The 24,199-nt window shown below is 73.2% G+C and carries 20 protein-coding genes; 2 read left to right on the top strand and 18 right to left on the bottom strand.

The features are described 5' to 3' along the window. Positions 1 to 7: 7 nt before the first annotated feature. The 3 genes from GXP74_RS03370 to GXP74_RS03360 form a co-directional block, all read right to left on the bottom strand. Complete coding sequence (locus tag GXP74_RS03370; RefSeq protein ID WP_182449921.1) at positions 8 to 964, bottom strand: ABC transporter ATP-binding protein; 957 nt, start codon at positions 962 to 964, stop codon at positions 8 to 10. Continuing rightward, on the bottom strand, positions 961 to 2,343 hold the full coding sequence (locus tag GXP74_RS03365; protein WP_182449920.1) for a condensation domain-containing protein: 1,383 nt from the start codon (positions 2,341 to 2,343) through the stop codon (positions 961 to 963). Before GXP74_RS03365 ends, GXP74_RS03370 begins: the two co-directional genes overlap by 4 nt. A 282-nt stretch (positions 2,344 to 2,625) precedes the next feature. Beyond that, a complete protein-coding gene (locus GXP74_RS03360; protein WP_182449919.1) occupies positions 2,626 to 3,690 on the bottom strand; it encodes a hypothetical protein in 1,065 nt (354 codons plus the stop codon). Positions 3,691 to 4,053: 363 nt separating this feature from the next. On the opposite strand from GXP74_RS03360, the gene GXP74_RS03355 reads away from it, so the two are divergent. Then, positions 4,054 to 4,647, top strand: a complete 594-nt coding sequence (locus tag GXP74_RS03355) for a TIGR00730 family Rossman fold protein (RefSeq protein ID WP_182449918.1) — start codon at positions 4,054 to 4,056, stop codon at positions 4,645 to 4,647. Here the strand turns inward: GXP74_RS03355 and GXP74_RS03350 are convergent. Genes GXP74_RS03350 through GXP74_RS03280 form a run of 15 tightly spaced genes read right to left on the bottom strand, consistent with a single transcriptional unit; the run spans position 4,626 to position 22,845 of the window. Beyond that, positions 4,626 to 5,645, bottom strand: a complete 1,020-nt coding sequence (locus GXP74_RS03350) for a Gfo/Idh/MocA family protein (protein ID WP_182449917.1) — start codon at positions 5,643 to 5,645, stop codon at positions 4,626 to 4,628. The two genes, GXP74_RS03355 and GXP74_RS03350, sit on opposite strands and share 22 nt — an antisense overlap. After that, on the bottom strand, positions 5,638 to 6,414 hold the full coding sequence (locus GXP74_RS03345) for a 4'-phosphopantetheinyl transferase superfamily protein (protein WP_182449916.1): 777 nt from the start codon (positions 6,412 to 6,414) through the stop codon (positions 5,638 to 5,640). The genes GXP74_RS03350 and GXP74_RS03345 overlap by 8 nt, the downstream gene beginning before the upstream one ends. After that, positions 6,411 to 7,223: an SDR family NAD(P)-dependent oxidoreductase gene (locus GXP74_RS03340; protein ID WP_182449915.1), complete on the bottom strand. Its 813-nt coding sequence runs from the start codon at positions 7,221 to 7,223 to the stop codon at positions 6,411 to 6,413. Before GXP74_RS03340 ends, GXP74_RS03345 begins: the two co-directional genes overlap by 4 nt. Positions 7,224 to 7,228: 5 nt before the next feature. Continuing rightward, positions 7,229 to 8,917 carry an HAD-IIIC family phosphatase gene (locus tag GXP74_RS03335; RefSeq protein WP_182449914.1) on the bottom strand — a complete coding sequence of 563 codons (1,689 nt, stop codon included), beginning with the start codon at positions 8,915 to 8,917 and terminating at the stop codon, positions 7,229 to 7,231. Further along, positions 8,907 to 10,022 (bottom strand): acyl-CoA dehydrogenase family protein, encoded by a 1,116-nt coding sequence (locus GXP74_RS03330; RefSeq protein ID WP_182449913.1) that lies wholly within the window; start codon positions 10,020 to 10,022, stop codon positions 8,907 to 8,909. The genes GXP74_RS03335 and GXP74_RS03330 overlap by 11 nt, the downstream gene beginning before the upstream one ends. Continuing rightward, positions 10,019 to 10,303, bottom strand: a complete 285-nt coding sequence (locus tag GXP74_RS03325; protein ID WP_182449912.1) for an acyl carrier protein — start codon at positions 10,301 to 10,303, stop codon at positions 10,019 to 10,021. Before GXP74_RS03325 ends, GXP74_RS03330 begins: the two co-directional genes overlap by 4 nt. Beyond that, positions 10,300 to 11,157 (bottom strand): 3-hydroxyacyl-CoA dehydrogenase family protein, encoded by an 858-nt coding sequence (locus GXP74_RS03320; RefSeq protein ID WP_182449911.1) that lies wholly within the window; start codon positions 11,155 to 11,157, stop codon positions 10,300 to 10,302. The genes GXP74_RS03325 and GXP74_RS03320 overlap by 4 nt, the downstream gene beginning before the upstream one ends. Further along, positions 11,154 to 14,186 carry a type I polyketide synthase gene (locus GXP74_RS03315; protein ID WP_182449910.1) on the bottom strand — a complete coding sequence of 1,011 codons (3,033 nt, stop codon included), beginning with the start codon at positions 14,184 to 14,186 and terminating at the stop codon, positions 11,154 to 11,156. Before GXP74_RS03315 ends, GXP74_RS03320 begins: the two co-directional genes overlap by 4 nt. Further along, the gene (locus GXP74_RS03310; protein WP_182449909.1) at positions 14,183 to 16,639 is read right to left on the bottom strand and encodes a non-ribosomal peptide synthetase; all 2,457 of its coding nucleotides are present in this window, start codon (positions 16,637 to 16,639) and stop codon (positions 14,183 to 14,185) included. The genes GXP74_RS03315 and GXP74_RS03310 overlap by 4 nt, the downstream gene beginning before the upstream one ends. A 14-nt stretch (positions 16,640 to 16,653) precedes the next feature. Continuing rightward, positions 16,654 to 18,105 carry an NAD(P)/FAD-dependent oxidoreductase gene (locus GXP74_RS41765; RefSeq protein WP_182449908.1) on the bottom strand — a complete coding sequence of 484 codons (1,452 nt, stop codon included), beginning with the start codon at positions 18,103 to 18,105 and terminating at the stop codon, positions 16,654 to 16,656. Continuing rightward, positions 18,098 to 19,054 (bottom strand): phosphotransferase family protein, encoded by a 957-nt coding sequence (locus GXP74_RS03300; protein ID WP_182449907.1) that lies wholly within the window; start codon positions 19,052 to 19,054, stop codon positions 18,098 to 18,100. Before GXP74_RS03300 ends, GXP74_RS41765 begins: the two co-directional genes overlap by 8 nt. After that, positions 19,051 to 20,310 (bottom strand): hypothetical protein, encoded by a 1,260-nt coding sequence (locus GXP74_RS03295; RefSeq protein ID WP_182449906.1) that lies wholly within the window; start codon positions 20,308 to 20,310, stop codon positions 19,051 to 19,053. Before GXP74_RS03295 ends, GXP74_RS03300 begins: the two co-directional genes overlap by 4 nt. 4 nt (positions 20,311 to 20,314) lie before the next feature. Beyond that, a complete protein-coding gene (locus GXP74_RS03290) occupies positions 20,315 to 21,271 on the bottom strand; it encodes a transketolase family protein (protein ID WP_182449905.1) in 957 nt (318 codons plus the stop codon). Beyond that, a complete protein-coding gene (locus GXP74_RS03285; protein WP_182449904.1) occupies positions 21,264 to 22,100 on the bottom strand; it encodes a transketolase in 837 nt (278 codons plus the stop codon). The genes GXP74_RS03290 and GXP74_RS03285 overlap by 8 nt, the downstream gene beginning before the upstream one ends. Before the next feature lie 10 nt (positions 22,101 to 22,110). After that, on the bottom strand, positions 22,111 to 22,845 hold the full coding sequence (locus GXP74_RS03280) for a class I SAM-dependent methyltransferase (RefSeq protein ID WP_182449903.1): 735 nt from the start codon (positions 22,843 to 22,845) through the stop codon (positions 22,111 to 22,113). Between the two features lie 280 nt (positions 22,846 to 23,125). Here GXP74_RS03280 and GXP74_RS03275 point away from each other — a divergent pair, with 280 nt between their 5' ends. After that, positions 23,126 to 24,196, top strand: coding sequence for a hypothetical protein (locus GXP74_RS03275; protein WP_182449902.1), 1,071 nt, complete (start codon positions 23,126 to 23,128; stop codon positions 24,194 to 24,196). Positions 24,197 to 24,199 lie beyond the last annotated feature (3 nt).

Below are 24,199 nucleotides of genomic sequence, written 5' to 3'. Positions count from 1 at the left end.
GTTCTCCTCAGTCGATCAGTGAACGGCCGGTGAGCGTGAGGAACACGTCCTCAAGGCTCGCTCTGCGGACGATCGCGGTCAGCGGGGCAGCGCCCTCGGCGTGGACGGACGCGAGGGCGGACTCGCCGTCGGCGACGTAGAGCAGGACCCGGCCGGGGAGTATCTCGGCCCGCTCGCCGATCGCGGCGACCCGGCGGCCCATCTCCTCGTTGCGGCCGGGCGCGTAGCGCAGTTCCAGCACCTCGGGGGTGACGTGCTTCTCGATCAGCCGGGCCGGGGAGTCCTCGGCGACGATCCGGCCGTGGTCCATCACCACCAGCCGGTCGCACAACTGCTCGGCCTCGTCCATGTAGTGCGTGGTCAGCACCAGGGTGATGCCGTCCTGCTTCAGTTGGAACAGCCGGTCCCAGAGGATGTGCCTGGCCTGCGGGTCCAGGCCGGTGGTGGGCTCGTCGAGCAGCAGCACGCCGGGGTCGTTGATCAGGGCCCGGGCGATGGTCAGCCGCCGCCGCATCCCGCCGGACAGGCTCTCGACGGTGTTGTCGGCCTTCTCGGTCAGCTGCGCGAAGTCCAGCAGTTCGCCGATCTTCTGGGTCAGCACCCGCCGGGACAGGCCGAAGTAGCGGCCGTAGACGTACAGGTTCTCACGCACCGTCAGTTCGGTGTCCAGGGTGTTGTCCTGGGGGACCACGCCGATCCGGGCGCGGATCGCGGCGCCGTCGCGGGAGGCGTCGAGCCCGGCGATGCGCAGGCTGCCCGCGCTGGCCGGGGAGACGCAGGCGATCATCCGCATGGTCGTGGACTTGCCCGCGCCGTTGGGTCCGAGGAAGCCGAAGGCCTCACCCGGCTCGACCCGGAAGTCGATCCCGTCGACCGCGGTGAACCGCTCGGCGTCGCCGACGCGCTGGTAGTGCTTGGTCAGGCCCGTCGCGTGGATCACGGCCTGGCGGTCGGGGGTGGTCATGGAAGCTCCAAGGTCGCGGGGCGGGGCGGGGACACGGCGGCGGCGACGGTCAGCTCCTCCAGGTCGTGCAGGAAGTCCGTCGCCGAGCGCGGGGCCAGGAAGCGTCGGTCGGCGCACAGTTGCAGCACCGCCCGGTCGCCGAGCCGCTCCAGGAAGAGGAAGAACGTGGCCCCCTTGGGCACCTGGTCCATCTCGGGCACCGACAGCACGGTGTCCGCGCGCAGGGCGCGCGGGTCCGGGGCGTCGCCCCCGGTCGCGGGCTCCCGGTCGGCGTCGGCGGGCCGCGGCGGCTCGAAGCTGATGTCGTTGAAGAAGCAGTACCCGCCCGCGGTCACGCCGCGCTCGGCCGCGGTGTCGATGACGATCTGCTCGATCGCCCTGGGGTCGTACTCGCAGTTCTGGTACGCGGTCAGGGCGGCGAGCCCGGTCCGCCGCAGGTAGTCGTCGAAGGAGTCGGCGCCGATCGGCACCCGCAGCAGCGCGTTCTGGTTGAAGGCGCCGACGAACCGCCGGGTCCTGGCGGTGAACCTGGTCGCCACGATCAGTCGCAGCGTCGCCTGTTCCTCCCCGGTGTACCGGGCCAGCAGCCGCGCCGCACCGGCCATGACGACCAGCGACCCGGCGACCGAGGCCCGTTGGGCGAGCAGCCGGACCGACTCGGCGAGCGCGGTGGACTCGATCCGGCCCCAGCCCAGGTGCGGCGCGGACGGCTGCGGGAGCTCGGCCAGCATGGCGGCCGGGGTCTCCCGGACCTGCTCGGTCCAGTAGGCACGCGCGCGCTCCTCCCGCCTGCGTCCCAGGTCCGAGGTCTCGTAGTCGAGCCGGTCCAGCGGCTGCTGGCCGGGGGCGGGCAGTTCCGCACCGGCGAGCAGCGCCTCCAGGTCCTCCAGCACGACCCGGAAGCTCCAGGCGTCGACCGACATGTGGCTGATGGCGAGGACGAGCGCGGCCGGGCTCCCCTCCTCGGTGACCAGGAGGGCGCGTACCGGCAGGTCGGACGCCAGGTCGAAGGGACGGCCGCAGAGTTCCGGGCGCAGCTTCGCCGCGAGGTCGGCGGCGAGCCCCCGCGGGGCGTCGTGCACCTCCACCGTCAGTCGGCCGGTGGTGACCAGGGTCTGCCCGGGTTCGCCGGCGGCCGCGTCGAAGCGGAAGAGGGAGCGGAGCGCGTCGTGGCGCTCCACCAGTGCCCGCAGCGCCGCCGCCACCGTGGCGGCGGTCGTCCCCGCGGGCAGCGGCAGCAGGGTGGACAGGGTGAGGCTGGTGTCGTCCGGGGGGAGCCATTGCAGCACATCCCAGATCGCCAATTGGCCCCAGGTGAGCGTCCCGGTCCGAGGGGCTCCGCTCTGAAAGTCGACAGCGAGCTGCCGGGTGTCGTTCACGTGGTTCTCCATTTCTGTCGGCGGGATCCGCCTCTCGGAGACGGAGCAAGGTTAATAGAGGGACTGCCTACCAACAAGATGCAGATAATCTTCAAAAAATTTCTCGCTGCCACGTGCAATTTCTTGACAGATGAGGCACGCGACATGGCGCCTCCACCGGACGGCAGGCAGAACAGGGAGTCAGCCCGCCGTCCGGGGCGCGTGCGGCCATACCGTCGAGTGGTTTTATCTCACCGAACCATGAAAACTAATGACACATCAGACGGCCCTCCCCGGGACCGCTCAGATGCCCGGCTGGCCGCCCTCGACGGCACCCTCCGTCCCCTCCGGACCGGCGGCCACCCGGTCCAGTCCGTAACGGTGGATCAGGTATCCGGCCTGGAGCCGGTTCCTGGCCCCGATGTCGCGCAGGATCTCCGACACGTGGCGCTGGCAGGTCCGCAGCGACATGCCCAGCCGCCGGGCGACCACCTTGTCCTCGACCCCGTCGATCAGCAGCTTGATGATCGTCGCCTTGGTGTCGTCGGTGGTCTGCCGGACCGACTCGGGGTGGTAGTCGGCGTCGAAGTCGCTGGCCTGGCTCCAGGCCCGCTCGAAGGACTCGTACATGAAGTGCACGATGCTCGGCTCCCGGACCAGGACCGCGCCGGCCGCCGTCTCCCGCAGTTCGATCAGGGCGACCTCCTGGTCGAAGAGCAGCATCCGCATGAAGCCGTCCCCCAGCGTGCGCACCTCCGCGCCGTGCTCGGTGACCAGGGCGACGTAGGCGGTGGTGGGCGGGCTGTAGCGGGCCGTGTGCTGGTAGAGGGTGCGCATGCGCACGCCCCGGCCCAGCAGGTCCTGGGTGCGCTGCAGGGACTCGCGCAGCACCTCCTCGGTCCGACCGCCCCCGGGCTGGGCGGTGATGACCTCGTTCGTGCAGGTGGCCGACAGCTCGGTGATCACCCGCCGGACGTCGGACAGCTCCCTGACCACGGTGACCGCCTCGTCGCGGACGCTCCGGGTGGCCGATCGCTGGTAGGCGTCCGAGAGTTGGGCGTAGATCGCCCTGGCCGCGTCCACCGCCCGCTGCTTCTGCTCCAGCTCCCGGATGAGCGGTGACAGCAGTTGCAGGCGGGCGCTGTCGGGCGCAACCGGGGCAATCAACCCCTCGGAGAGCAGCTGGGCACTGACCAGCCGCAGCGCGCCGAGCTGCCGGATCGCCAGCTCCAACTCGTCGGCGCCGAGCCCGATCACGTCACCCACCTGCGCACATGGCAGCGGGGCACTGCGGTCCAGCGCGTGCAGGTAGATCTGGAGTGCGCCGTCGCCCAGCGCCGGGGTGTCCAGGTAGTCCTGAATCTCCAAATCCGCCACTTTGGTCATCCCCTCAGATATGCGCAATGCAGTATGCCGAGCGCCCCGTGCCATACAGAGCCGACCCGCCATGTAGCAAGGTAGCCGACAAGCCGCCGATCCGACTGCCCTCTACATCACCGGAGACCGCAATGAAGACGTTCACGCAGCCCGTAGTCAGCTTCGTCACCGCGGCCCTCGTGGCATGCGGAGTCCTCTGCTCCGTCGCGGTCATTTCGGCCGTGCCCGCGCCGCATACCTCCGCTTCCGCGCCGAGCGGCACGGCCACCCCCGGCGATCTGGGATGGGGATGATCCGCCCGGAAATTCAGCCGTACCGCACCGACCCCCACCTCCTCCAATCAAGGAAAACATCGTGATTTCTCCCCCGGCCCCACCGAATCGAATTGGCGTCTTCTGCGGCTCCCGCGCCGGGAACCGGCCGGAGTACCTCCGGGCGGCCCACGACCTGGGCACCGCGATCGCCCGCCGGGGCGGCAGCCTGGTCTACGGCGCGGGCGGGGTCGGCCTCATGGGGGCCGTCTCGACCGCGGCCCACCGGGCGGGCGCCAAGGTGTTCGGCGTGATCCCGGACGCCCTGCACGAGCGCGAACGCCTGGACGAGGCGCAGGGCGAGATATTCGTCGTCGAAGGAATGCACAGCCGCAAGGCGCTGATGTACGAGATGGCCGACGCCTTCGTCATTCTCCCCGGCGGCTACGGAACCATGGACGAACTCATGGAGGTCGCCACCTGGGACCAATTGGGATTCCATCGCCGCCCGGTCGTGCTGGCCAATATCGCGGGATTCTTCGACCCCTTGGTCCAGCTTCTCGACCGCATGGCCGACGACGGATTCATGAGCGCGGGGGAACGGGCTTTCTGCCGTACCGCGGACACCGCCGAGGGATGTCTCGACATCCTCGGAATGACCTGCTCCCCGATTCTTCACCCGGCCGAGAGTTCGTAGAGGGAGACAATCGTCTCCAGGGTTCCCACCGCGTCGGCCGCAGAGGAGAGCATCGCGCCGCCCCCGGCGACGCCGCGGCAGAAGTCGGCTATCTGCCGACGGTGGGACGTGCCGTAGTAGGAGGCACCGGGCGGCTCCTCCGCCAGTCCGCGGGCGTTCTCCCGCTCCGCGAGCCGGACCAGCTCCGCCGGGCCCTCCCAGTGGCTCAACCGCCCCGGGTGGTCGAGGTCGAAGACGACCGACCCCCGGACACCGACGATCTCGATCCTGGTCCGCCACTCCACGCTGCTCGCCACCGTCACGTTCAGGGTGACCGGCACCCCCGAGGCCGACAGCAGGGCGCCGAGGGTGTCCTCGGTCTCGATGACACCGGCCAGCCGCCGGGTACGGCGCAGGGCGGCGGTCGCGGTCAGGTCGCCGCAGATCCAGCGGACCGCGTCCAGGCAGTGGTAGCCCTGGTTGATCAGCGCCGAGCCCCCCTCCCCGTCCTGGGTGCCGCGCCAGTAGCTGTCGGTGTAGTACTCGGGCGTCCGCCGCGCCTGAAGCGCCACCGAGGCCTGGACCAGGTCACCGAGCAGGCCCCTGGCCACCCAGTCGCGGACCGCCAGCACCAGCGGGTCGTACCGGTGCTGGGCCACCGCCGACAGCACCAGCGACCGCTCGTCGGCCAGCGCGACCAGGTCCCGTGCCTCCTTCGGGTCCAGGCACAGCGGCTTCTCCACCAGGACGTGCTTCCCCGCCAGCAGCGCCCGCTCCACCAGCGGCCCGTGCTGCCGGTGGTCCACCGCGATCGAGACGCTGGTGACCGAGGGGTCCGCGAACAGCTCCCCGGCGTCCCGCGTCACCCGCGGTATCGCGTGGGCGCGGGCGAACTCCGCCACGTGCGGCTCGCGGTCGCAGGCGGCGGCGAGGACCCATCCGGGTACCCGGCGGAAACCGTCCACATGGTTGGCCGCGACCCGTCCGCAGCCGATCAGCGCATGTCGGTAGTCAGTCATCGCTGTCCTCCACTTCTCTCGTCGTTGCTCTGTCGCTGTTGCCCGAGTCGTCCCAGCGGCCCGAAGGACCGGCGGGCCGGGGCAGTACCCGTCGGGGTTCCGGCGTCCGCCGGGCGAGCGCGGCGACGAAGCCGTCCGGCACCGGCAGCTCGTCCACCCACCAGGACCCGGCGAGCGGGCCGTGCGGGACCCCGCCCACCCAGACCGGTCCGGGCAACCGGGGCACGGCCCGCAGACCGCGCAGCCTCACCGCGATGCCCACCCCGGCCGCCTTCGCCACCGCCTCCTTCCGCGTCCACAGGCGGTGCACGGCGGCGGTCCTGGCGCTGTCCGGCAGGCCCAGCAGGTAGGCCTCCTCCTCGGGCGACGCCGCCGCGCGGATCACCGCCAGCGGGTCGAACGGCGTGCGCCACCGGTACTCAAGATCGATCCCGACCGGCCCGGTCGCGACCGCGACCAGCGCCAGGCCGCCCGAGGAGGAGGTACTGACCTGGAGTTCCTCGTGGCCGCGCACCAGTGGCGGACCGTGGTCCGCGGCCCCGCAGCGCGGGCAGGGCCGACGGCCCAGGGCGACCCCCGCCGGGGGCGTCCGCAACTGCCGCCCCAGGATCCGCCGCAGCGCCGAGCGCCGCCCCACGAAGGACGCCGCCGCCGCGTCACGCAGGCGCCCGGCCCGCCGGTGCTCCGCCTCGTCCAGCAGCGCCCAGTCCAACGCGGTGATCCGGTCCGGCAGGGTCACCGACCACACCGACAGCGGCGCGGTGCTCACAGGTACCCGTAGCTGAGCCAGCCGCCGTCCACCACGATGGTCTGCCCGGTGATGTAGTCGGCCTGCGGGGAGGCGAGGAACAGGACGGCCCCGGTGACGTCCTCCGGCCTGCCGCGCCGTCCCATCGGGATCCGCCTGAGCAGTTCGTCCTCGCTCAGCTCCCCGGCCGCCACCGCCGGATGGGTGGTCTCGATCCGGATCATGCCGGGCGCCACCGCGTTGACGTTCACCCCGCGCGCCGCCCACTCGACCCCGAGTACCCGGGTGAGCTGTAGCACCGCCCCCTTGCTCGCGGCGTAGGCGGCCCGGCCGGGGAAGGCCGTGAAGGACAGCAGCGAGGCGAAGTTCACGATGCGGCCCCGGCCGCGGTCCAGCATGCCCCGGCCGACCTCCTGCGAGACCAGCAGGGTGCCCAGCGCGTTCGTGGCCAGGAGTTCCGCCGAGTCCGCCACGGCGGCGGACTCGGAGGGGCCCATCGAGAACAGTCCCGCGCAGTTGACCAGGACGTCGATCGGCCCGCCGCGCTCCAGCACCTCGGCCACCCCGGCCCGCACCTGGTCGGCCCGGGACACGTCGAACGGGACGCACTGGGCCGGGCTGCCGGTCAGCTCGCGGATCTCCTCGGAGACCCGCTGGAGTTGCCCGGGCGTCCGGCTGGCCAGCGCCAGCCGGGCGCCCTCGCGGGCGAACTCCAGGGCGCAGGCCCGGCCGATGCCCCGGCCGCCGCCGGTGAGCAGCACCGACTGACCGGCGAAGCGGCCCCGCGGCGCGGCACCCGCGCCGAGGGGACGGGCCGATGCCGCCGTCACGCCGGTCACCGGCGCCGGAAGAGACCGAGCCAGTGCCACTGGTCCGGGCGCTTCTCGGTCGGCAGGTTGCGGAAGCGGCGCAGCTCCTCGACCGAGAAGTGCTCCAGCGCGGGCAGCACCACCTCGTCCGAGGTGAGCCTGATCGGCCCGGACCCGGGGGTCATCCGGTCGGAGAAGCCGACCATCACGAACAGTCCCCCGGGCCGCAGCAGCCGGGCGGCCTCCTGGAAGTAGGCGGCCCGGGCCTCCGGGCGCACGTTGTGGTAGACGAAGGAGTCGTGCACCACGTCGGCGGAGCCGGTGGCCAACGGCGTGTTCAGGATGTCGCCTTCGAGGAAGGTGATGTCGCAGTCGTAGAAGTCGGCCAGTTGGCGGGCCTTGGCCAGGGCCGTGGTCGACCGGTCCACACCGGTGACGGTCATCCCGTGGCGGGCGAGGAAGGTGGCGTGGACGCCCGGTCCGCAGGCGAGGTCGACCACCTGGGAGCCGCGCGGGATCACCCCGTCGATGACGAGCTGCTGGAGCGCGGGGCTGACCGACGTGGTGACCCACGAGATCTCGGCCAGTTCGCGGGAGTCGTAGAGGGGAGCGAACCCCTGCTCCCAGCGGTCGGTGAAGGCTTGCATGTTCGTCTCCTGAGTAGCGGGTGCGGCGGGTCGGATGAGGGAGTTCAGGGCGACATAGTCGGGGTTGGCGCGGCCGACGCCGGGCCGCAGCCGGAGTCGTTGGACCTCCCCCTCCCGTCCGGTCTCGGTGAATCCGGCCAGGCGGTAGACCATGTACATCGGGCGGTTGACGTCGTTGGCCAGGAAGTCGGCGGTGAGGTCCACCCCGGCGGCGTCGGCCTCCCGCGCCAGCAGGGCGAGCACGGCGCCGCCGACGTTGCGGCCCATGACCCGGCAGGACATCAGGAAGAGCCGGATCCGCCACTCCCGGGCGTCGGTGCCCAGCAGCACGATGCCGACGGTGCCGTAGCCGCCGAACCGGTCCTCCAGGCCGATGACCAGCAGCCGCTGGTCCGCCCTGGGGATCAGCGCGGCCAGTTGAGCGGCGTCGAAGACCAGCCCGGTGGTGTTCAACTGGTGGGTCCGCTCGGTCAGTTCGGCCGATCGGAGCAGGTCGTCGGGGGTGGCCGGGGCGACCGTGAGCCGCAGGTCCAGGGTCTTCAGGAACTCCGCGCGCGGGCCCTGGAAGGACTCCTCGTAGTCGCGTCGCACCTCGGCCTGCTGGTAGCGCCGACGCCGGACCGCGCCGTCCGGGGTCGGCACCCGGTCGAACGCCGGGAGGTCGGCCAGGGTGGCGGCCTCGGCGCTGTCCAGGCACCACACCTGCGGGTGGACGTCGGCGACCTCGGCCCGCTCGAACGGCGAGTCGTCGATGAACAGCAGGCTGTCGAGGCCGATGTTGAGGTGCTTGGCGATGGCCGCGACCAGCGAGGACTTCGGTTCCCAGGAGATCTGCGGGCAGAGCAGGTAGTCGGCCACCCCGAGTTCCCTGAGCCGTTCCAGGGCGCGGCCCGGCTCGTTCTTGCTGGCCACGGAGTGCAGGATGCCGCGCTGGTCGAGCGCCTCCAGGGTGTCCAGGACGCCGGGCCGGAGCACGGTTCCGCCGCCCTCGGCCAGCACGCCCTCCCACAGGGTGTCGTCCAGGTCCCAGACGACGCACTTGATCGTGGTCCGCCGTTCAGGTGGCATGGTGTCCCCCGGTCAGGATCAGGGCCGACGGCGCCGACGCCCGGGCCGCCCGGTCGCGGTGGCGGGCCAGGGCCTGGTCGGCGATCAGGTCCTGGAGCAGTTGGGTGTTGCCCTCGATGACTTCGTACACGCGGGCGTCCCGGACGTACCGGTCGACCGCGCAACCCTCCACCAGACCGGCGGCGCCGTGGAGTTGGGCCGCGACGGCGGCGGCGGTGGTGGCGGCGCGGCTGGCGGCGAGCTTGGCCGTGAGGATCCGGCCCAGCGCCCACTCGTCGCGCCCGTCGAGGGCCAACGCGGCCTGCCGACACAGCAGTTCGGCCGAGTCGACCGCCACGGCGGCGTCCGCGAGCATCCCGCGCACCAGTTGCAGCCGGTGCAGCGGACCGTCGAACTGGTGCCGCTCGATGGAGCGTTGCAACGCCGCCGACAGCGCCGCACCGGCCAGCCCCCAGGCGCCGAAGGCCACGCACAGCCGACCCAGGGTCAGCGCGTCGGAGACGATGTGGGTCAGGGCCGCCCCGGGGCGGCCGAGCAACTGGTCCGCGTCCACCCGGCAGTCCCTGAGCACGAGTTCGGCCAGCCGGGCGTCGCCGAATCCGCTGGTCCGCGGCGCGGGTTGGAGGTAGGCCCCGGGGTTGTCCCGGCGTACCAGCAGCGCCAGGTCGTGCTTGGGGGCCCGGGCGAACACCAGGAAGACACCGGCCTCCTGGCCGAAGGTGATCCACCGCTTGCGGCCGTCGAGCACCCAGCCGCCGGGGACCTCGCGGGCGGTGGTGGTGATCCGGCGGACGTCGCTGCCCGCCACGTCCTCGCTCAGGGCGAAGGCCCCCAGCATGCCGCCGTCGGCCAGCCGCGGCAGGTACTCCTGGCGCAGCGGCAGGCTGCCCCAGCGGGCCACCGTCCGGCAGACCATGCCGTGGACGGTGAGCAGGCTCTGCCGCGAGGGCGACTGCTCGGCGACGACCCGGTTGATCTCACCGTAGTCGGCGTGGCTGAGGTCCAGCCCGCCGTACTCCCGGGGCACGAGCGCGCCGAGCACGCTCGCGGACGCCGGGCTCCCGAGGAACTCCCGCGCCAAATCCGAATTCTGATTGTCCGTCATGTCTGCCGCTTGCGGACCACGAAGGCGGTGACGGCGGCGAGGGAGTCGAAGTTCTCGATCTCCAGGTCGTCGTCCAGCACGCTGACCCCGAAGCGGCGTTCGAGGTGGCCGATGAGTTCGACGGCGGCCAGCGAGTCCAACAGCCCGCCGGTGAGCAGGCGTTCGCTCTCCAGGGTGTGCGGATCGTCGACGTAGCGGGAGAGGAACCGGGCCACCTCGGCCCGGATCAGCTCCGGGGTGAGCAGGTCCAGGGGGGTCGTTGGTGCGACGGGCTGGGTCATGGGGTCTCCCCGTCCGAGTAGTGGTAGAAGCCCTCGCCGGTCTTCCGGCCGAGCCGGCCGGCGTCGGCCATCCGCAGCAGTGCCGGTGAGGGGGTGAAGCGCTCCGGGCCGTAGTGGTCGCGCAGCACGTCGATGGTGTGGACGATGGTGTCGATGCCGATCAGGTCGGCCGTGCGCAGCGGTCCGGTGCGGTGTCCCAGGCAGGCCCGGAACAGCCGGTCGACCTCCCGCGCGGTGGCCACGCCGTCGTCCACCAGGGCCGCCGCCTCGCTGATGAACATCATCAGGCAGCGGTTGATGACGAATCCGGCCTGGTCGTCGACCACGACGCTCTCCTTGCCGAGGCGGCGCAGCAGCTCCTCCAGGCCTCGCAGCGCCCAGGCGGCGGTGTAGGGCGTGCGCACCACCTCGACCATGACCGAGGCGGCGACCGGGTTCATGAAGTGCGCCCCGACCATCCGCTCCGGATGGTCGGTGGCGAGTGCCAGTCCGGACACCGGGACCGCCGAGGTGTTCACCGCGACCACGGCCCCGGGCTTCAGCACCGCGTCGAGGGCGACGTGCACCTGTCGCTTGACCTCCGGGTCCTCGACCACGTTCTCGATCACCAGGTCGCAGCCGGACAGTTCGGTGAGTGCGTCGGCGACGGTGAGCCGCCCGGGCGGTCCCGCGTCGGCCCTGGCGGCCGAGAGCCTGGCCAGTCGGCTCGCGGCGGCGACGCGGAACCCGGCGGCGGTCCTGGCCTGCGGGTCGGAGTCGTACAGGACGGTGCCGATACCGGCCGCGGTCAGGCTCTGGGCCAGGCTGGACCCCATGACCCCGGCTCCGACCACGCCCACGGTGAGGTCGTTCATTCGCTGCCTCCAGTGGTGTGCCATGTGTCGATGTGTGCGGCCATCCGGCCGAGCCCGGACTCCTGGAAGACCGCGATCGCCGGGATGTGGAACCCCAGCCGTTCCTCGATGCCGAAGATGAGTTGGACGCTCATCAGCGAGTCGCCGCCGAGGTCGAAGAAGTCGTCCTCGGCGGTCGGGGCCTCGACGCCGAGGATCTCCTCCCACAGCTCGGCCAGGACCGCCGCCACACCCTCCAGTCGCGTCCCGGCGACGGGCCCGGTCGGCGCCGCGACGGCGGCCACGACCGGGGCGGCCGGGGCGACCGGCGCTACCGGCGCGGTGGTGGCGGGCCGGGGGGCGAGCAGGTCGCCGCTCCCCTCCGCGACGAACAGGTACCGCTCGTCCAGGGCGGTCGGCGGCAGTACGGTCCGCGCCGGGCGGGCCCCGCCGCGCAGCCGGTCCCAGTCCAGAGCGCAGCCGTGCTGCCACAGCTGTCCCAGGGCGCGCAGCAGGACCTCGGCGTCGGGCTCGTTCTGGTACTCCCGGCGCATGGTCGGCACCACGGCGCAGTCCGGGCCGCCGGTGCGGGCCTGGGCCGCGAGGGTCCGCAGCTGCCCGGGGCCGATCTCCAGCAGCACGTCGCAGTCCTTGGCGGCGGTGGCCAGGGCCTCGCCGAAGAGCACCGGTGAGGTGAGCTGGCGGTACCAGTAGTCCGGGTCCTGGAGTTCGGTCCGGGCCCAGGCGCCGGTGGTGTTGGCGGCGATCGGGATGGTCGGGGCCGACAGCCGCAGCGGTTCCAGCACGCCCCGCAGCTCCTCGCCCGCGGCGGCCAGCAGCGGTGTGTGGAAGGCATGCCGCACGGGGAGCAGTCGGCCCTGGAGTCCGCGCCGGTTGAGCTGGTCCACGACCGCGAGCACCGCTTCGCGTTCCCCCGCCAGCACGCAGCTGCGGGGGGAGTTGACCGCCGCCAGCCAGACGCCGGGGCCGGTCAGCTCCTCGGCCTGGGCGCGGGACAGGCTGACCGCGAGCATCGCGCCCTCGGGCTGCCGGGCGACGGCCCGGGCCCGCTGGACCACGATCCGCAGGGCGTCGTGCTCGGTGAAGACCCCGGCCAGGGTGGCGGCGGCGAGCTCCCCCAGGCTGTGGCCGGTGACGGCGGTCGGCCGCACGCCCAGCGCCTGCAGGGACCTGGCCAGGGCCAGTTGCAGCGAGAAGAGCACGGCGTGCGAGGCGACCGGGTCGAAGACCTCGTCGGCGGGGGCGCCCCGGCCCGCCTCGACCAGGCGGCGCAGGTTGAAGACGGTGCCGGTCCGGGGGCCGGTCGCAGCGGCGGTGCCGGTCGGCGCGGCGGTGCCGGACCCGAGCAGGCCGTGCAGGTCCCGGCCGATCTGCTCACCGCAGTCGTCGAGGTAGCCGCGCAGGAGTTCGGTGTATCCGGGCAGCGCGTGGTGCAGCCCGGCCCCCATGCCCGGGTACTGGTCGCCGACGCCGGGGAAGACGAAGCAGACGCCCGGGGCGCCGACCGGTTCGGCCGCCGGTGCCGGGTGCGCGCCGCCCAGTCGGGCGGCGAGCGCGGCCGGGTCGGTGCCGACGGCGAAGCGCCGGTGGCGGTAGTGGCGGCGTCCGGACCGGGAGACCTCGGCCGCCTCGGCCGGGGTCACCCGGCCGGTGGTGATCGCGGACTCCCAGGCGTCGGCGGTGCGTCGCAGCGCGTCCGGGGTGTGCGCGGAGAGCAGCACCAGGGCGGGGCCCGGGGGCGCCTCGGCGGCCGGACGCGTCGGCGGCTCCTCGACGATCACATGGGCGTTGGTGCCGCCGAGCCCGAAGGCGCTGACGGCGGCGCGGCGCGGGCCCGGCTCCGACCAGGCCAGCGCCGCCCGGGGCAGGGTGAGCCCGGTGCTCTCCTGGGTCACGAACTCGGCCGGGAGGCCGACGTTGATGGTCGGCGGTACCAGCCCGTGCTGGACGCTGAGCACCGCCCTGACGAGTCCCGCCAGCCCGGACGCCTCGCGCAGGTGGCCGATGCCGGACTTGACCGCGCCCACCCAGGTCTGCCGGGCCGCGCCGTAGACCCGGGCGAGGGCGGACCACTCGGTGGCGTCGCCGAGCGGGGTGCCGGAGCCGTGGGTCTCGACCGAGCCCACGGTGTCCGGATCGGTCTCCGAGAACAGCAGCGCGTCGCGGATGACCAGTTCCTGGGCCCGGGCGCTGACGGAGGCGTATCCGCTCTTGGCGCCGTCGTTGTTGACCGCGGACCCGCGGACCACCGCGAGCACGTGGTCCCGGTCCGCCAGCGCGTCCTCCAGCCGCTTCAGCACGACGGCGACGACCCCGTCACCGGCCACCGCGCCACCGGCCCGGGCCGAGAAGGGGCGGCAGACGCCGTCCGCGGAGCCGATGCCGCCCTCCAGGTACAGGTAGCCGTGGGAGTCGGGGACCCGCAGCGCGGCGGCGCCCGCGACGGCGATGTCGCACTCCTGGGCGTACAGGCTCTGGCTCGCCTGGTGCAGCGCGACCAGTCCGGTCGAGCAGGCCGACTGCACGGTGACGGCGGGGCCGGTGAGGCCGAGCCGGTAGGCGACCTTGGTGGTGCTGTGGTCCTTCTCGTTGCCCATCTCCAGGGCCAGTTCGTTGACGGCCTCACCGCGGTCCGCGAGCACCGTCCGCACCAGGTCCTCGTGCCGGTTCCGGCCGACCCCGGCGAACACCCCCACCCGGGCCGGGCCCGCGCCGGGGACGACCCCCGCGTGCTCCAGCGCCCGGTGCACCGTGGTCAGCAGCAGCCGGTGCTGCGGGTCGGTGGTCAGGGCCTCCTTCGGGGACATGCCGAAGAACGCCGGATCGAAGTCGTAGGGCGCGGGTATCCGGCCGGAGGCGCCGATCCACCGGGCGTCGTCGAGCAGGTCGTCGGCGACCGTGCCACGGAGCCCGCCGACGGGGGTACGGGTGATCCGGTCCCGTCCGGCGAGCAGGTTCTGCCAGAACTCGTCGAGATCGGCCGCGCCCGGCAGGCGGCCCGACATCCCGATGACGGCGATGCCTGTCATCGACGCTCGCTCCTCTCGGCTGAGGCGTTCGGCTGGGCCTCGCGCAGCGCCCGGCGCCGCGCGCGCTCGTCGGCGGCCGCGGCGGCCCCGGTCCGCCGCGGTACGGCGGCGGCGGTGACGGTGGTGGTGGCGGGTGGGCCGCCCGGCAGCAGCCGCTCCTGGGCCAGCACGGTCGGGGCGCCGAACAGGTCCGCCAGGTCGAGCCGGGTGCCGAACTCGTCCTGGATCGCGGCCCGCAGCAGCAGCATCCGCAGCGAGTCGCCGCCCAGCGCGGTGAAGGCGTCGTCGACGCCGATGTCGTCCAGTTGCAGGATGGTGCGCCAGACCGCGAGCAACCGCCGCTGGTCCGGGGTCCGCGCCCGGCTCGGCGCGGGCAGGCCCTCCGGCCGGACGCGTCCGGGGAGCCGGAGCGAGGCGCGGTCGAGCTTGCCGCTGTGCAGCTGCGGCAGCCGGGGGACCCAGGCGATGTGGCGCGGGAGCATCCAGGCCGGGATCCGGCCGGACAGGAACGCGCGCAGCTCCCGCTCCGCCGGGGCCCGCTCCTCGGCCACGACGAAGGCGACCAGGAACGCCCCCTGTTCCGGGTCGGGGTAGCCGACCACGGCGGCGTCGCGGACGCCGGGGTGCTCCCGGAGCCAGTACTCGACCTCCGTGGGTTCGACCCGCTGGCCGCGCACCTTGACCTGGAGGTCCTTGCGGCCCCGGTACTCCAGCGAACCGTCGGCGCGGTGCCGGGCGAGGTCGCCGGTGCGGAACAGCAGCGGGGTCCGCGGGTCGCCGAAGGGGTTGGCGACGAAGCGCTCGGCGGTGCGCTCCGGGTCCCGGTAGTAGCCGGTCGCCACCCCGGGGCCGCCGACCCAGACCTCGCCGGTCAGCCCGGGCGGCACCCGCCGCCCCCGCTCGTCGCAGAGGTAGACCCGCATGTCGAGCGGGTGCCCGATGACCGAGGCGTCCTCGGCGCGTTCGTCCAGTCCGTCCTTGCGGTGGGCCACGTAGTCGGCCTCGGTCAGGGTGAAGGTGTTGTGCACCTGGTAGCCCATCGCGCGGACCTGGTCCTCCAGGTCCCGGTGCAGGGCCTCGCCGCCGACGAACACGTGCCGCAGGGCCGGGCACCGGGCGAAGCCGGGGTTGGCCGCCAGCACCCGCAGCATCGAGGGCACGCAGCTCAGCACCGAGATCCGTTCGCGCTGGAGCAGGTCGACCAGGTACTGGTCGTCGCGTTCGCCGTCCGGCTCGGCGATCACCGCCGTGCCGCCGGTCGCCAGCGGCCACAGGAACTCCCTTGAGCTGATCGGGAGTTTGAGCAGGTGCCGGTCGTCGGGGCCGACCGCGTACATGGACTGTTCGAGGAAGATCCGGGTGGTGTGCAGCCGGTGCGGCCGCAGCACGCCCTTGGGTGTGCCGGTGGAGCCGGAGGTGAACAGGATGTACGCGGGGCTCTCGGCGCCGACCACGACGTCCGGGGCGTCCCGGCGGCCGGGTTCGGCCGGGTCCGGCACGGCCGGGAAGGCGAGTTCCGGCAGTCCGGTGCCCAGTTCGCGGGCGCCGGGCCCGCTCATGACCAGGCGCGGGCTGCTCACCTCGACGAACTGCCGCAGCCTGGGCACCGGGTAGGCCGGGTCGAGGTGGACGAAGACGCAGCCGGCCTTCAGCACCGCCAGCAGCGAGACGAACAGCCCCAGGCAGCGCTCGCCGCCGACCGCGACCACGTCACCGGCGCTGGTCCCGGCCGCGATCAGGCGGTGGGCGGCCAGGTTGGACGCCTCGTCGAGCTCGCGGTAGCTGAGCCGGTCCTCGCCCATGGCCAGCGCGCAGCCGTGCGGGGTCCGCCAGGCCTGGAGCTGGAACAGCTGGTGCAGGGTGATCGGCGGGTACTGCGGCAGCCGGTCCGGGGTGCCGCCGTTCAGCGCCAGCTCGCCGGGGGTGAGCACGGAGAGCTCGGACAGCGGCGGCGGGTCCGGGCGGACGAGCTGCTCGGCGAGCCGCTCCAGGTGTCCGGCCATCGCCAGCACGGTCTCCTCGGGGAACACCGACGGGTCCCAACTTGCCTCCAGTCCTTGCTCGGTGGCGGCCCAGACGAGGTCCGCGCCGGTGCTCGGGCCGGGTTCGGCCGCGACCCGGACGCACACCGGGACGGGAGCGCCGGGCGCCGGTACGGCCGGGCCGGGCTCGTCGGCGCCGGTGGCGGCGACCAGCTCCGGCCAGTCGGCGGCCGCCCCCGCGGCGGCCAGGTACCGCTGGGCGGCCCGCGGCGAACCGCACCCGGGCGCCGCGTCCACCTGGAGCGGCAGGGCGTACCGTTCGGAGAGCAGGGCCAGGGCGGCGGACAGGTGCCGACCGGCGGGGAGGCCCGGCGCGCCGAGGCGCAGCGCGGTCCAGCCGTCGAGCTGCCAGGCCCGGCGCCGGTCGGCGGTCGGCCCTGGTACAGCGGGGCGTTGTGGCCTGGTGAACATGGGTTCCCTTCCGGTCAGCCGCGCAGCACGGCGGCGGCGGCCGCGAGCCCGGTGGAGGCGCCGTAGGTGACGCCGATGATCTTCGAGGAGCAGTCGCCGACGAAGTAGAGGCCGGGGGCGCTGCTCTCCATGTCCCCGGAGAGTTCGATGGCCGGGAACAGCCGCTCCACCACCGGGGCGGCCACCACCGTCCGCGGTCCGACCAGGCCCGGGGCGACCTCTTCCAAGCGGTCGACCATCGCCGCGATGTCGGCCACGCGCCGCGGCCCGAGCACCGGGTTCAGGTCGGTCCAGCAGACCCGCACCAGGCTGGTCCCCGGCCGGTCGGCGCAGCTGCCGCGGCCGAGCAGTTCGATCAGCGGCTGCACCACCGGCAGCCCCCGGCCCGCGGTCGTGGCGCGGCGTCCGAAGTCCAGCGCGTGCTGGGTCCCGTCGCCGCCCGGCGGCACCTCGACCGAGGTCACGATGCCGAAGTTGGTGCGCTCGGTGGGCGTGGTCAGGCAGTGCTGTCCATCCAGGACCACGGTGTCCTGGAAGGCGTACTGCATGATCCGGCCGCCCTCGCAGACGCAGAAGGTGCGGACCGCCTCCCCGCCCTCGTTCAGGAAGGTGAACTTCGGGTTCTGGCAGGAGGCGGTCAGCGGGGCGGCCAGTTCCCTGGTGGTCTCCAGCCTGACCCCGACGTCGACCCGGCCGCTGGGCCGGTACGCCACCGCGTTCTGGTCGAGCAGGCCGCGGACCCAGCCGAGGCCGAGTTTGCCGACGGCCACCACCACGTTCCTGGCCCGGAACTCCGCGTCGGCCGTGCGGACCAGCCACCCGCCGTCGTCCAGGCGGGAGACGGACTCGGCCCTGGTGCGCAGGTGCAGCCGCAGGCCGTGCCCGAGCGCGTCGTCGAGCAGGCCGTCGACCATGCCCAGGGCGTCGTCCACGGTGACCGCCTGCGACAGCGCGTCGTCGGCGAGCGCGAAGCTGGACGGTACGGCGTTGGCCGGTACCGTGCCGCAACCGGCCGCGTGGTGCTCGGCGGCCCGGGGCGGCTGTAGCCCGAAGCGGTACATCAGCCGGTAGACCTCCTGGACCGAGGCCGCCGCGCGGCCGAAGTCCCCGAGCGTCCGTTCCAGGCCGCTGTAGGTCCGGAAGCCGCCGCGGCCGTCGTTCTCGATCTTCGACTGGGACAGGCCGCTGACGTAGCCGAGGTTGGTGTCGAAGTGGAAGGCCGCCCCGCCCAGGCCGGTCAGGCAGTCGCAGCGGTTGCACTGGAGCCGGAACTTCTCGGCGGCGCGGACGGTACGGCCCCGCATCCGCACGGACACCTTGGGGCACAGGCTCTGCCGCATGTCGCCGCCGGCCTCCAGCAGCGCCACCCGGGCGCCGCCGGTGGCCAGGCTCCAGGCGGCGAACAGCCCGGCCGGACCGGCCCCGATGACCACGGCGTCCAGTGGCTCCCGCTCCGGCTCAGCCACGGCCGCCGCCCGACCAGCGCGGGGTCTCGGCCTCGAAGCGCTCGGTGAACGGGCCGAAGAACAGGTGGCCGGTCGGCCGTCCCTGGTCGGCGATGCGGCGGATCATCCAGTGGCACAGCACCGGGGTCAGCCCCACGACGGCCTCCACGTCCTGCCCGGTGAGCAGCGCGTACCGGTTCAGCGCCCGGTCGGCGGCGGTACGGAACGGGTTCCGCTCGTGGAAGACCTGGTCGTAGAGCCAGTCGAAGCCGCGTTCCGGGTAGTCGGGGAAGGCGATCAGGGCCGCGGTGATCACCAGGTTGAGGACGTCCAGCGCGGGCAGGCCGATCGGGCGGTAGTCCTCCCAGTCGATCAGCGCGAGCCGGCCGTGCTGGTCCACCCGCAGGTTCCAGGGGCCGAGGTCGCCGTGCGTGGGGGCGATGTCGGCCCGGTCCAGCCAGTCCAGCGTGGCCTGCGGCAGGCCGAGCCGGTCCGGCAGGTAGGTCGCGGCCACGGCCCGGGGGGTGACCCCGGTCGGCCTGGGTCCCTGCCGGTGCAGCCGGGCGGCGAGTTCCACCCCCGCGCACAGCAGGTCGGGCCACTCGTCCGGGGCGGAGGCGGCCATGAACGCCGGGAAGTCGCTGAACGGCACGTAGCTCATCACGAAGCCGCGGCCGAGGCGGCCGACCGGACGCGGGCGCGGCAGGTCGAGCCCGTCGAGTCCGGTCAGGATCGACCACTCGCGGTCGACCATGGCGTCGTCCGGGTCCAGCGGGACCTTGGCCACGTAGCGGGCCTCGCCGTGGACGGTGGTCTCCACGAACAGCCGCTGGCGCTGCTTGCGTTCGCTGCGCGGAGTCCAGGTGCGGAAGCTGATCTCGGCCGCGGTGGCGCCGTCGAGGCGGCGGTGCAGGTCGATCAGTGCCTCGCTGGTCCGCGCCAGGCAGTCGTCCCGGAGCAGGGTGCTCACCGGACCTCCCCGATCAGTTGGCCGGCCGGGGCGGGCAGGATCCCGCCGAGCAGCGACGAGAAGGACGGGCCGTGCAGCAGCGCGCGCAGTTCGGCGACCCCGGCCGCCCGGGTCGCCTCGTCGAGGGCGGTGAAGGCCTCCAGGTGCTCGTTCATGCCGCGCCGGAACCGCGCGTAGGCGGTGTCGTCCTCCAGCAGACGTCCGACGTGGCGGACGATGGCGGCGGTGCCGTCGAAGTCGTCGGCGGGCACCTGGTAGTCCTCGATGAGCCCGGCGAAGCGGCTGCCGTGGCGTTCGAGCACGGTTCCCGACAGTCCTTCGAGGTTGGTGATGTGTCCGTAGTGCTGCTCGGGCAGCGCCATCGGCAGGTGGCCGAGCAGCAGCGACTCGTGGATGGCCGTCAGCCCGGGGGTGAGCAGGTAGTGGCGGGCGGAGGCCACGGCCGGGATGAAGGTGCGCTGCGGCAGGCAGTGGAACTCCGCGACCCGTCCCCCGATGACCGTCCGGGCCGCCCGGTCGCCCGCGTATCCGCCGCCGCAGACCGAGATCCGGTCGAACCCCGGCCAGTCGGACAGCAGGTCGGGGACCCAGCGCGAGACCAGGCGCAGGTACTCGTTGTTGCGGGAGTAGTCGAGCAGGAAGTTCTTGAAGCCGCCGATGTTGATCATGACGTCGACCGCGTCGTCGGCCTCCCGGGGGACGTCGGCCAGGGCCGGCTCGTCCACGATCGGTCCGGTCAGGTGCACCCGGGTGGCGCCGAGCGCGTAGAGCCGGCTGATCCGCTCGGCCGCGCCCGGGAAGTTCTGCGCCGCCGAGACGTCCGCGAGCAGGTGCGCCGCGTAGATCTGCTCGTGCGGTGACAGCCCGGCCAGGTCCTCGGCCAGGGTGGCGAAACCGGTACGGCGGGAGCGGTCGCACAGTTCGGCGATCCGCTCGGCGGGGGTGTCCAGCTTCCAGAAGGCCAGCAGGCTGTCCACGAGCATCACCGGGCGTCCGGCGGTGACGGCGCGGAACACCAGGTCCGCGTCCATGACCGAGACCACCCAGTCGGCGAGTTGGATCTCCCGGTCCAGTGCCCCCGCGTCGGCTCCGGTGTCGATGAGCTCGTCGAAGGCGTCGGCGTTCTGCTGGGCGAAGTCCGCGGCGACGGTGGCCCCGGCGCAGACGCGGTAGTGGCCGTCCAGGGCGCGGGAGACCGCGGTGAGTTTGGATATCGGCCCAAAGCCGCAGCTCTGGGCTCCGAGGAGGATACGCATCAGATCACTCCGAAGTCGTGTGCGATTCCGTCAGTACGCGGGCGATCGCGGCTGAGTCGATTCCGTAGAAGCGGAAGAGCCCGGCCCGGTCCAGCACCGGGGCCGACCGGTCGTCGACGGCCAGCGCGTGGAAGGAGCCCCGCCAGCGTCCGGCCAGGGCGGCCGCGACCCGGCTGGCCAGGCCCCCGAGGCCGTAGTGCTCCTCCACCGTGACCACGGTCGAGGCCCCGGCGACCGCGCGCAGCAGGGCCGCCCGGGGGAAGGGCGAGACCGTGGCCAGGCCGAGCACCTGGACCCGCGGGCCCCGCTCCCGGACCAGCTCGGCGGCGTCCAGGGCCTCGGCCACGGTGCCCCCGGCCGCGACCACCACCGCCTCGGCCGGCCCGCCGAAGGTACGGGGCTCGTCGGTGGAGAAGACCGCGTCGGGCGGGTGGACCAGCCGGTCCTCCCGCGCGCCGAGCCGGACGTAGCCGGGACCGGCGCCGAGCACCGCGTCCCGTACCGCCCAGTCGGCCTCCCGGGCGTCCGCCGGGCAGTACACCCGGGTACCGGGCATCACGGACAGCGCGCCCAGGTCCTCCGGGACGTGGTGCGTGGCGCCCAGGGTGCCGTAGCCCAGGCCGCCGCCGACGCCCAGGACGGTGACGTCCAGGCCGGGGCGGCAGATGTCGATCCGCAGCTGCTCGGCCGCCCGGCGCACCAGGAACGGCGCCATCCCGCAGACGACGACCCGGTAGCCGGTCCGGGCCAGTCCGGCGGCCACGCCCATCAGGTTGCTCTCGGCGATGCCCACGTCGATGAACCGCTCGGGGTGCCGCGCGGCGAAGGCCGTGGCCAGGGCCTGGCCGTCGGCGGTCAGCACGACCAGTTCCGGGAGCCGGTCGCCGAGTTCCGCCAGCGCCAGGGCGACCGCGGGCCGCATGCTCCGGGTGCGCTCCGGCCGGAGCAGCGGCTCAGTCATCGTTCCCGGTCCCGTCCGTGCCGAGGGCGGCCAGCGCGGCCGCGAACTGGGCCTGGTCCAGCGTCCCGGTGTGCCAGTGCGCGCTGTGCTCCATGAACGGCACCCCCTTCCCCTTCACCGTGTGCGCGAGCAGCACCGTGGGCCTGCCGGTCGGTTCGGCGGCCTCCGACAGGGCGGCCCGCAGGGCCGGGTGGTCGTGTCCGTCGACCGGCAGCACCCGCCAGCCGAAGGCCCGCCACTTCTCGTCGAGCGGCCGCAGGTCGAGCAGGTCGGCGGTGGCGCCCTCCTGCTGCATGCCGTTGACGTCGACCAGGGCGACCAGCCGGTCCAGTCGCCGGTGGGCGGCGAACATCACCGCCTCCCACACCGAGCCCTCGTTCAACTCGCCGTCGCCCAGCACCACATAGGTGCGGCGGTCGCTTCCCCGGAGCCTGGCCGCCTCCGCCAGTCCGGCCCCGATCGACAGGCCGTGGCCCAGCGCGCCGGTGGCCGCGTCGACACCGGGCAGGCCGTCCGTCGGGTGTCCGGCCCAGGGGCCGGGCCGTTCCGGGTCGAGCAGCCCGTGTTCGGCCAGGACCGCGTACAGGGCCCAGACCGCGTGCCCCTTGCTGAGGACCAGGCGCGGACGGTCCGGGTCCGCCCGGTCGGCGGCGAGCCCTCCCGACTCCCGCAGGACGGCGACGAGCAGGTCGACCACGGAAAGCGATGAGCCCAGGTGGACCTGCTGGTCCCGGGCGAAGCGCAGGATCTGCCGTCGTGCTCCGAGCGCGAGTTCGGCGGGCGGCCGTCCCGGCGCCCCGGGCGGCACCGCTTCTCGTGTGGCGTCCATCGGCCGGGCGTCAGACCGCGTCGCGCCGGTAGACCGACACCTGGTTGCCGGAGCGGGCGTTGAACGGCTCGCCGAGCCAGCCGCCGAAGCGCTCGACCAGGCTCATCCCGGCCAGCCGCGCCATCAGGTCCATCTCCGAGGGCCAGACGTAGCGCAGGAAGGCCGGGAACAACTCGACCTTGCCCTGGTTCAGGTGGATGTGCTGCTCCAGGATCTGCTGGGTCGAGGGGTCGTGCTTGTCCGCCTCGATCAGCACGTGGTCCAGGCCGATGTCGTGGACCTGGGTCCACGAGTTGCGCCGGAAGCGGGTGGGGTCCGGCATGAACGCCTCGACCACGAAGTGTCCGCCCGGTTCGAGGGCGGCGGCCGCGCTGGCGAAGCAGGACAGCTGCGCCTCCTGCGTCTGCAGGGCGTACACGGTGTTCAGCACCAGAAAGGCGAGCGAGTAGGACTGCTCCACCTTGAAAGCGGAGATGTCCGCTTTCGTGACGGGAATACCGGCGCCGCCCTCCTTTTCCCGCAGCTTCTCCGTCATCTCGTCCGAGGAATCGATCCCGTGGACCTCGATGCCGCGTTCGACGAGCGGGACCGCGATACGTCCCGTGCCGATGGCGAGCTCCAGCACCGGACCGTTTCCCGCCAGCTTCGCAAGGAAATCGACGGCCTGGTCGGGGCCCGGCCAAGGCAGTCCGTCGTAGATCTCCGACCAGCGACTTCCGTACGTCTCCGCATCCCAGGAACTCATGCGACTACCTCTCGTAGCATCGGCCAGAAGCGATGCCAGGACCATATCCACGGCCTCACCGCCGCTACCACGGGGTGCTCGGGGGAAGTTGCTGTCAGTCCGCAAATAACCGGCGTGCCGAACACGGACAAACGCTTTCCAAGGAACACCGATACCGTCGCCCCTGCCATTGCGTGGCGACTTCCCGCTCCTGCACCATAAGGTCCGGAAGCCGCAGCCGGGCGCCGGGACCACCGTTCAGCCGTGCCCGGGCACGGGGAGCACCGATCAGGGAGGACCCATGTCCGCAGCCGGTCCCGCACCCGTCCACCGGGAGCCGTTGTCGCAGGAGCTGGTCCAGGAACTGCGTGACCACGCCCTGCGCGAACTGTCCGAGAGCCCGGCCGCCGAGGAGGCCCTGGACGCCTGGGAGCGGCGGTATCTGGGCCGCCAGGGGCAGTTGGCGCGGTGCCGCCCCCGGGTCGGCCAGGCCCCGCCGGAGCACCGGCCCGAGCTGGGCCGCCGACTCGCCGAGGCCACCGCCGAGTTGGACCGGGCCCTGCGGCAACGGCGCGCGGAGGCGCACGGTTCCGGCCCGGCTGACGAGCGTCCGGCCCAGGTCATCGACCCGGGCCAGGCGCCGGCGCAGCCGCTCCCGTACCAGCCGCACCCGATCAGCCGGCTGACCGAGGAGGTCGCCCACTACTTCGCCCGGATGGGCTTCACCCGCCGCGAGTCCGACCAGATCGAGGACGTGGCCCACAGCTTCGACCTCCTGGGCGTTCCGGCCGACCACCCCACCCGCAGCCCGCAGCTCAGCTACTTCACCGAGGACGGGACGGTGCTGCGCGGCCACACCACCGCGTCCGTGCTGCGGCTGCTGGGCGAGCGGACGGCGGACGGGACCTCCCGGTTCCAGGTCACCGGGCCGTGCCACCGCCGGACCACCCCCGGCCCCCGGTTCGTGACCCAGTTCCACCAGTCCGAGGCCGTGGCCGTGGGCCCGCGGGTACGGCTGAGCGACCTCAAGGGCCTGGCGCTGGGGCTCTGCGCGGAGGTCCTCGGCGACGACGTGCACGCGCGGCTGCGGTACCGCACGCTGCCCTACGTCTCACCCGGGCTCGCCGTCGACGTCGCCTGCACCCCCTGCGGGGCGGCGGGTTGCGACCTGTGCCTGGGCAGCGGACACCTGGAGGTGCTCTCCGGGGGGATGTTGTCGCAGGCGGTGCTGCGTGCGGCCGGAGCGGCCCCCGGGGTACGGGCCCTGTCGCTGGCGGTCTCCCTGGAACGGGTCCTGGCGATCCGTCACCGGGTCGGGGACATCCGCCACTTCCTCGACAACGATCTGGGCGTGCTCACCCAGACCTACTGATGG

The organism is Streptacidiphilus sp. P02-A3a (assembly GCF_014084105.1).
In the GTDB taxonomy this organism is placed as follows: domain Bacteria; phylum Actinomycetota; class Actinomycetes; order Streptomycetales; family Streptomycetaceae; genus Streptacidiphilus.
This window is presented reverse-complemented; position numbering and strand designations above follow the sequence as displayed.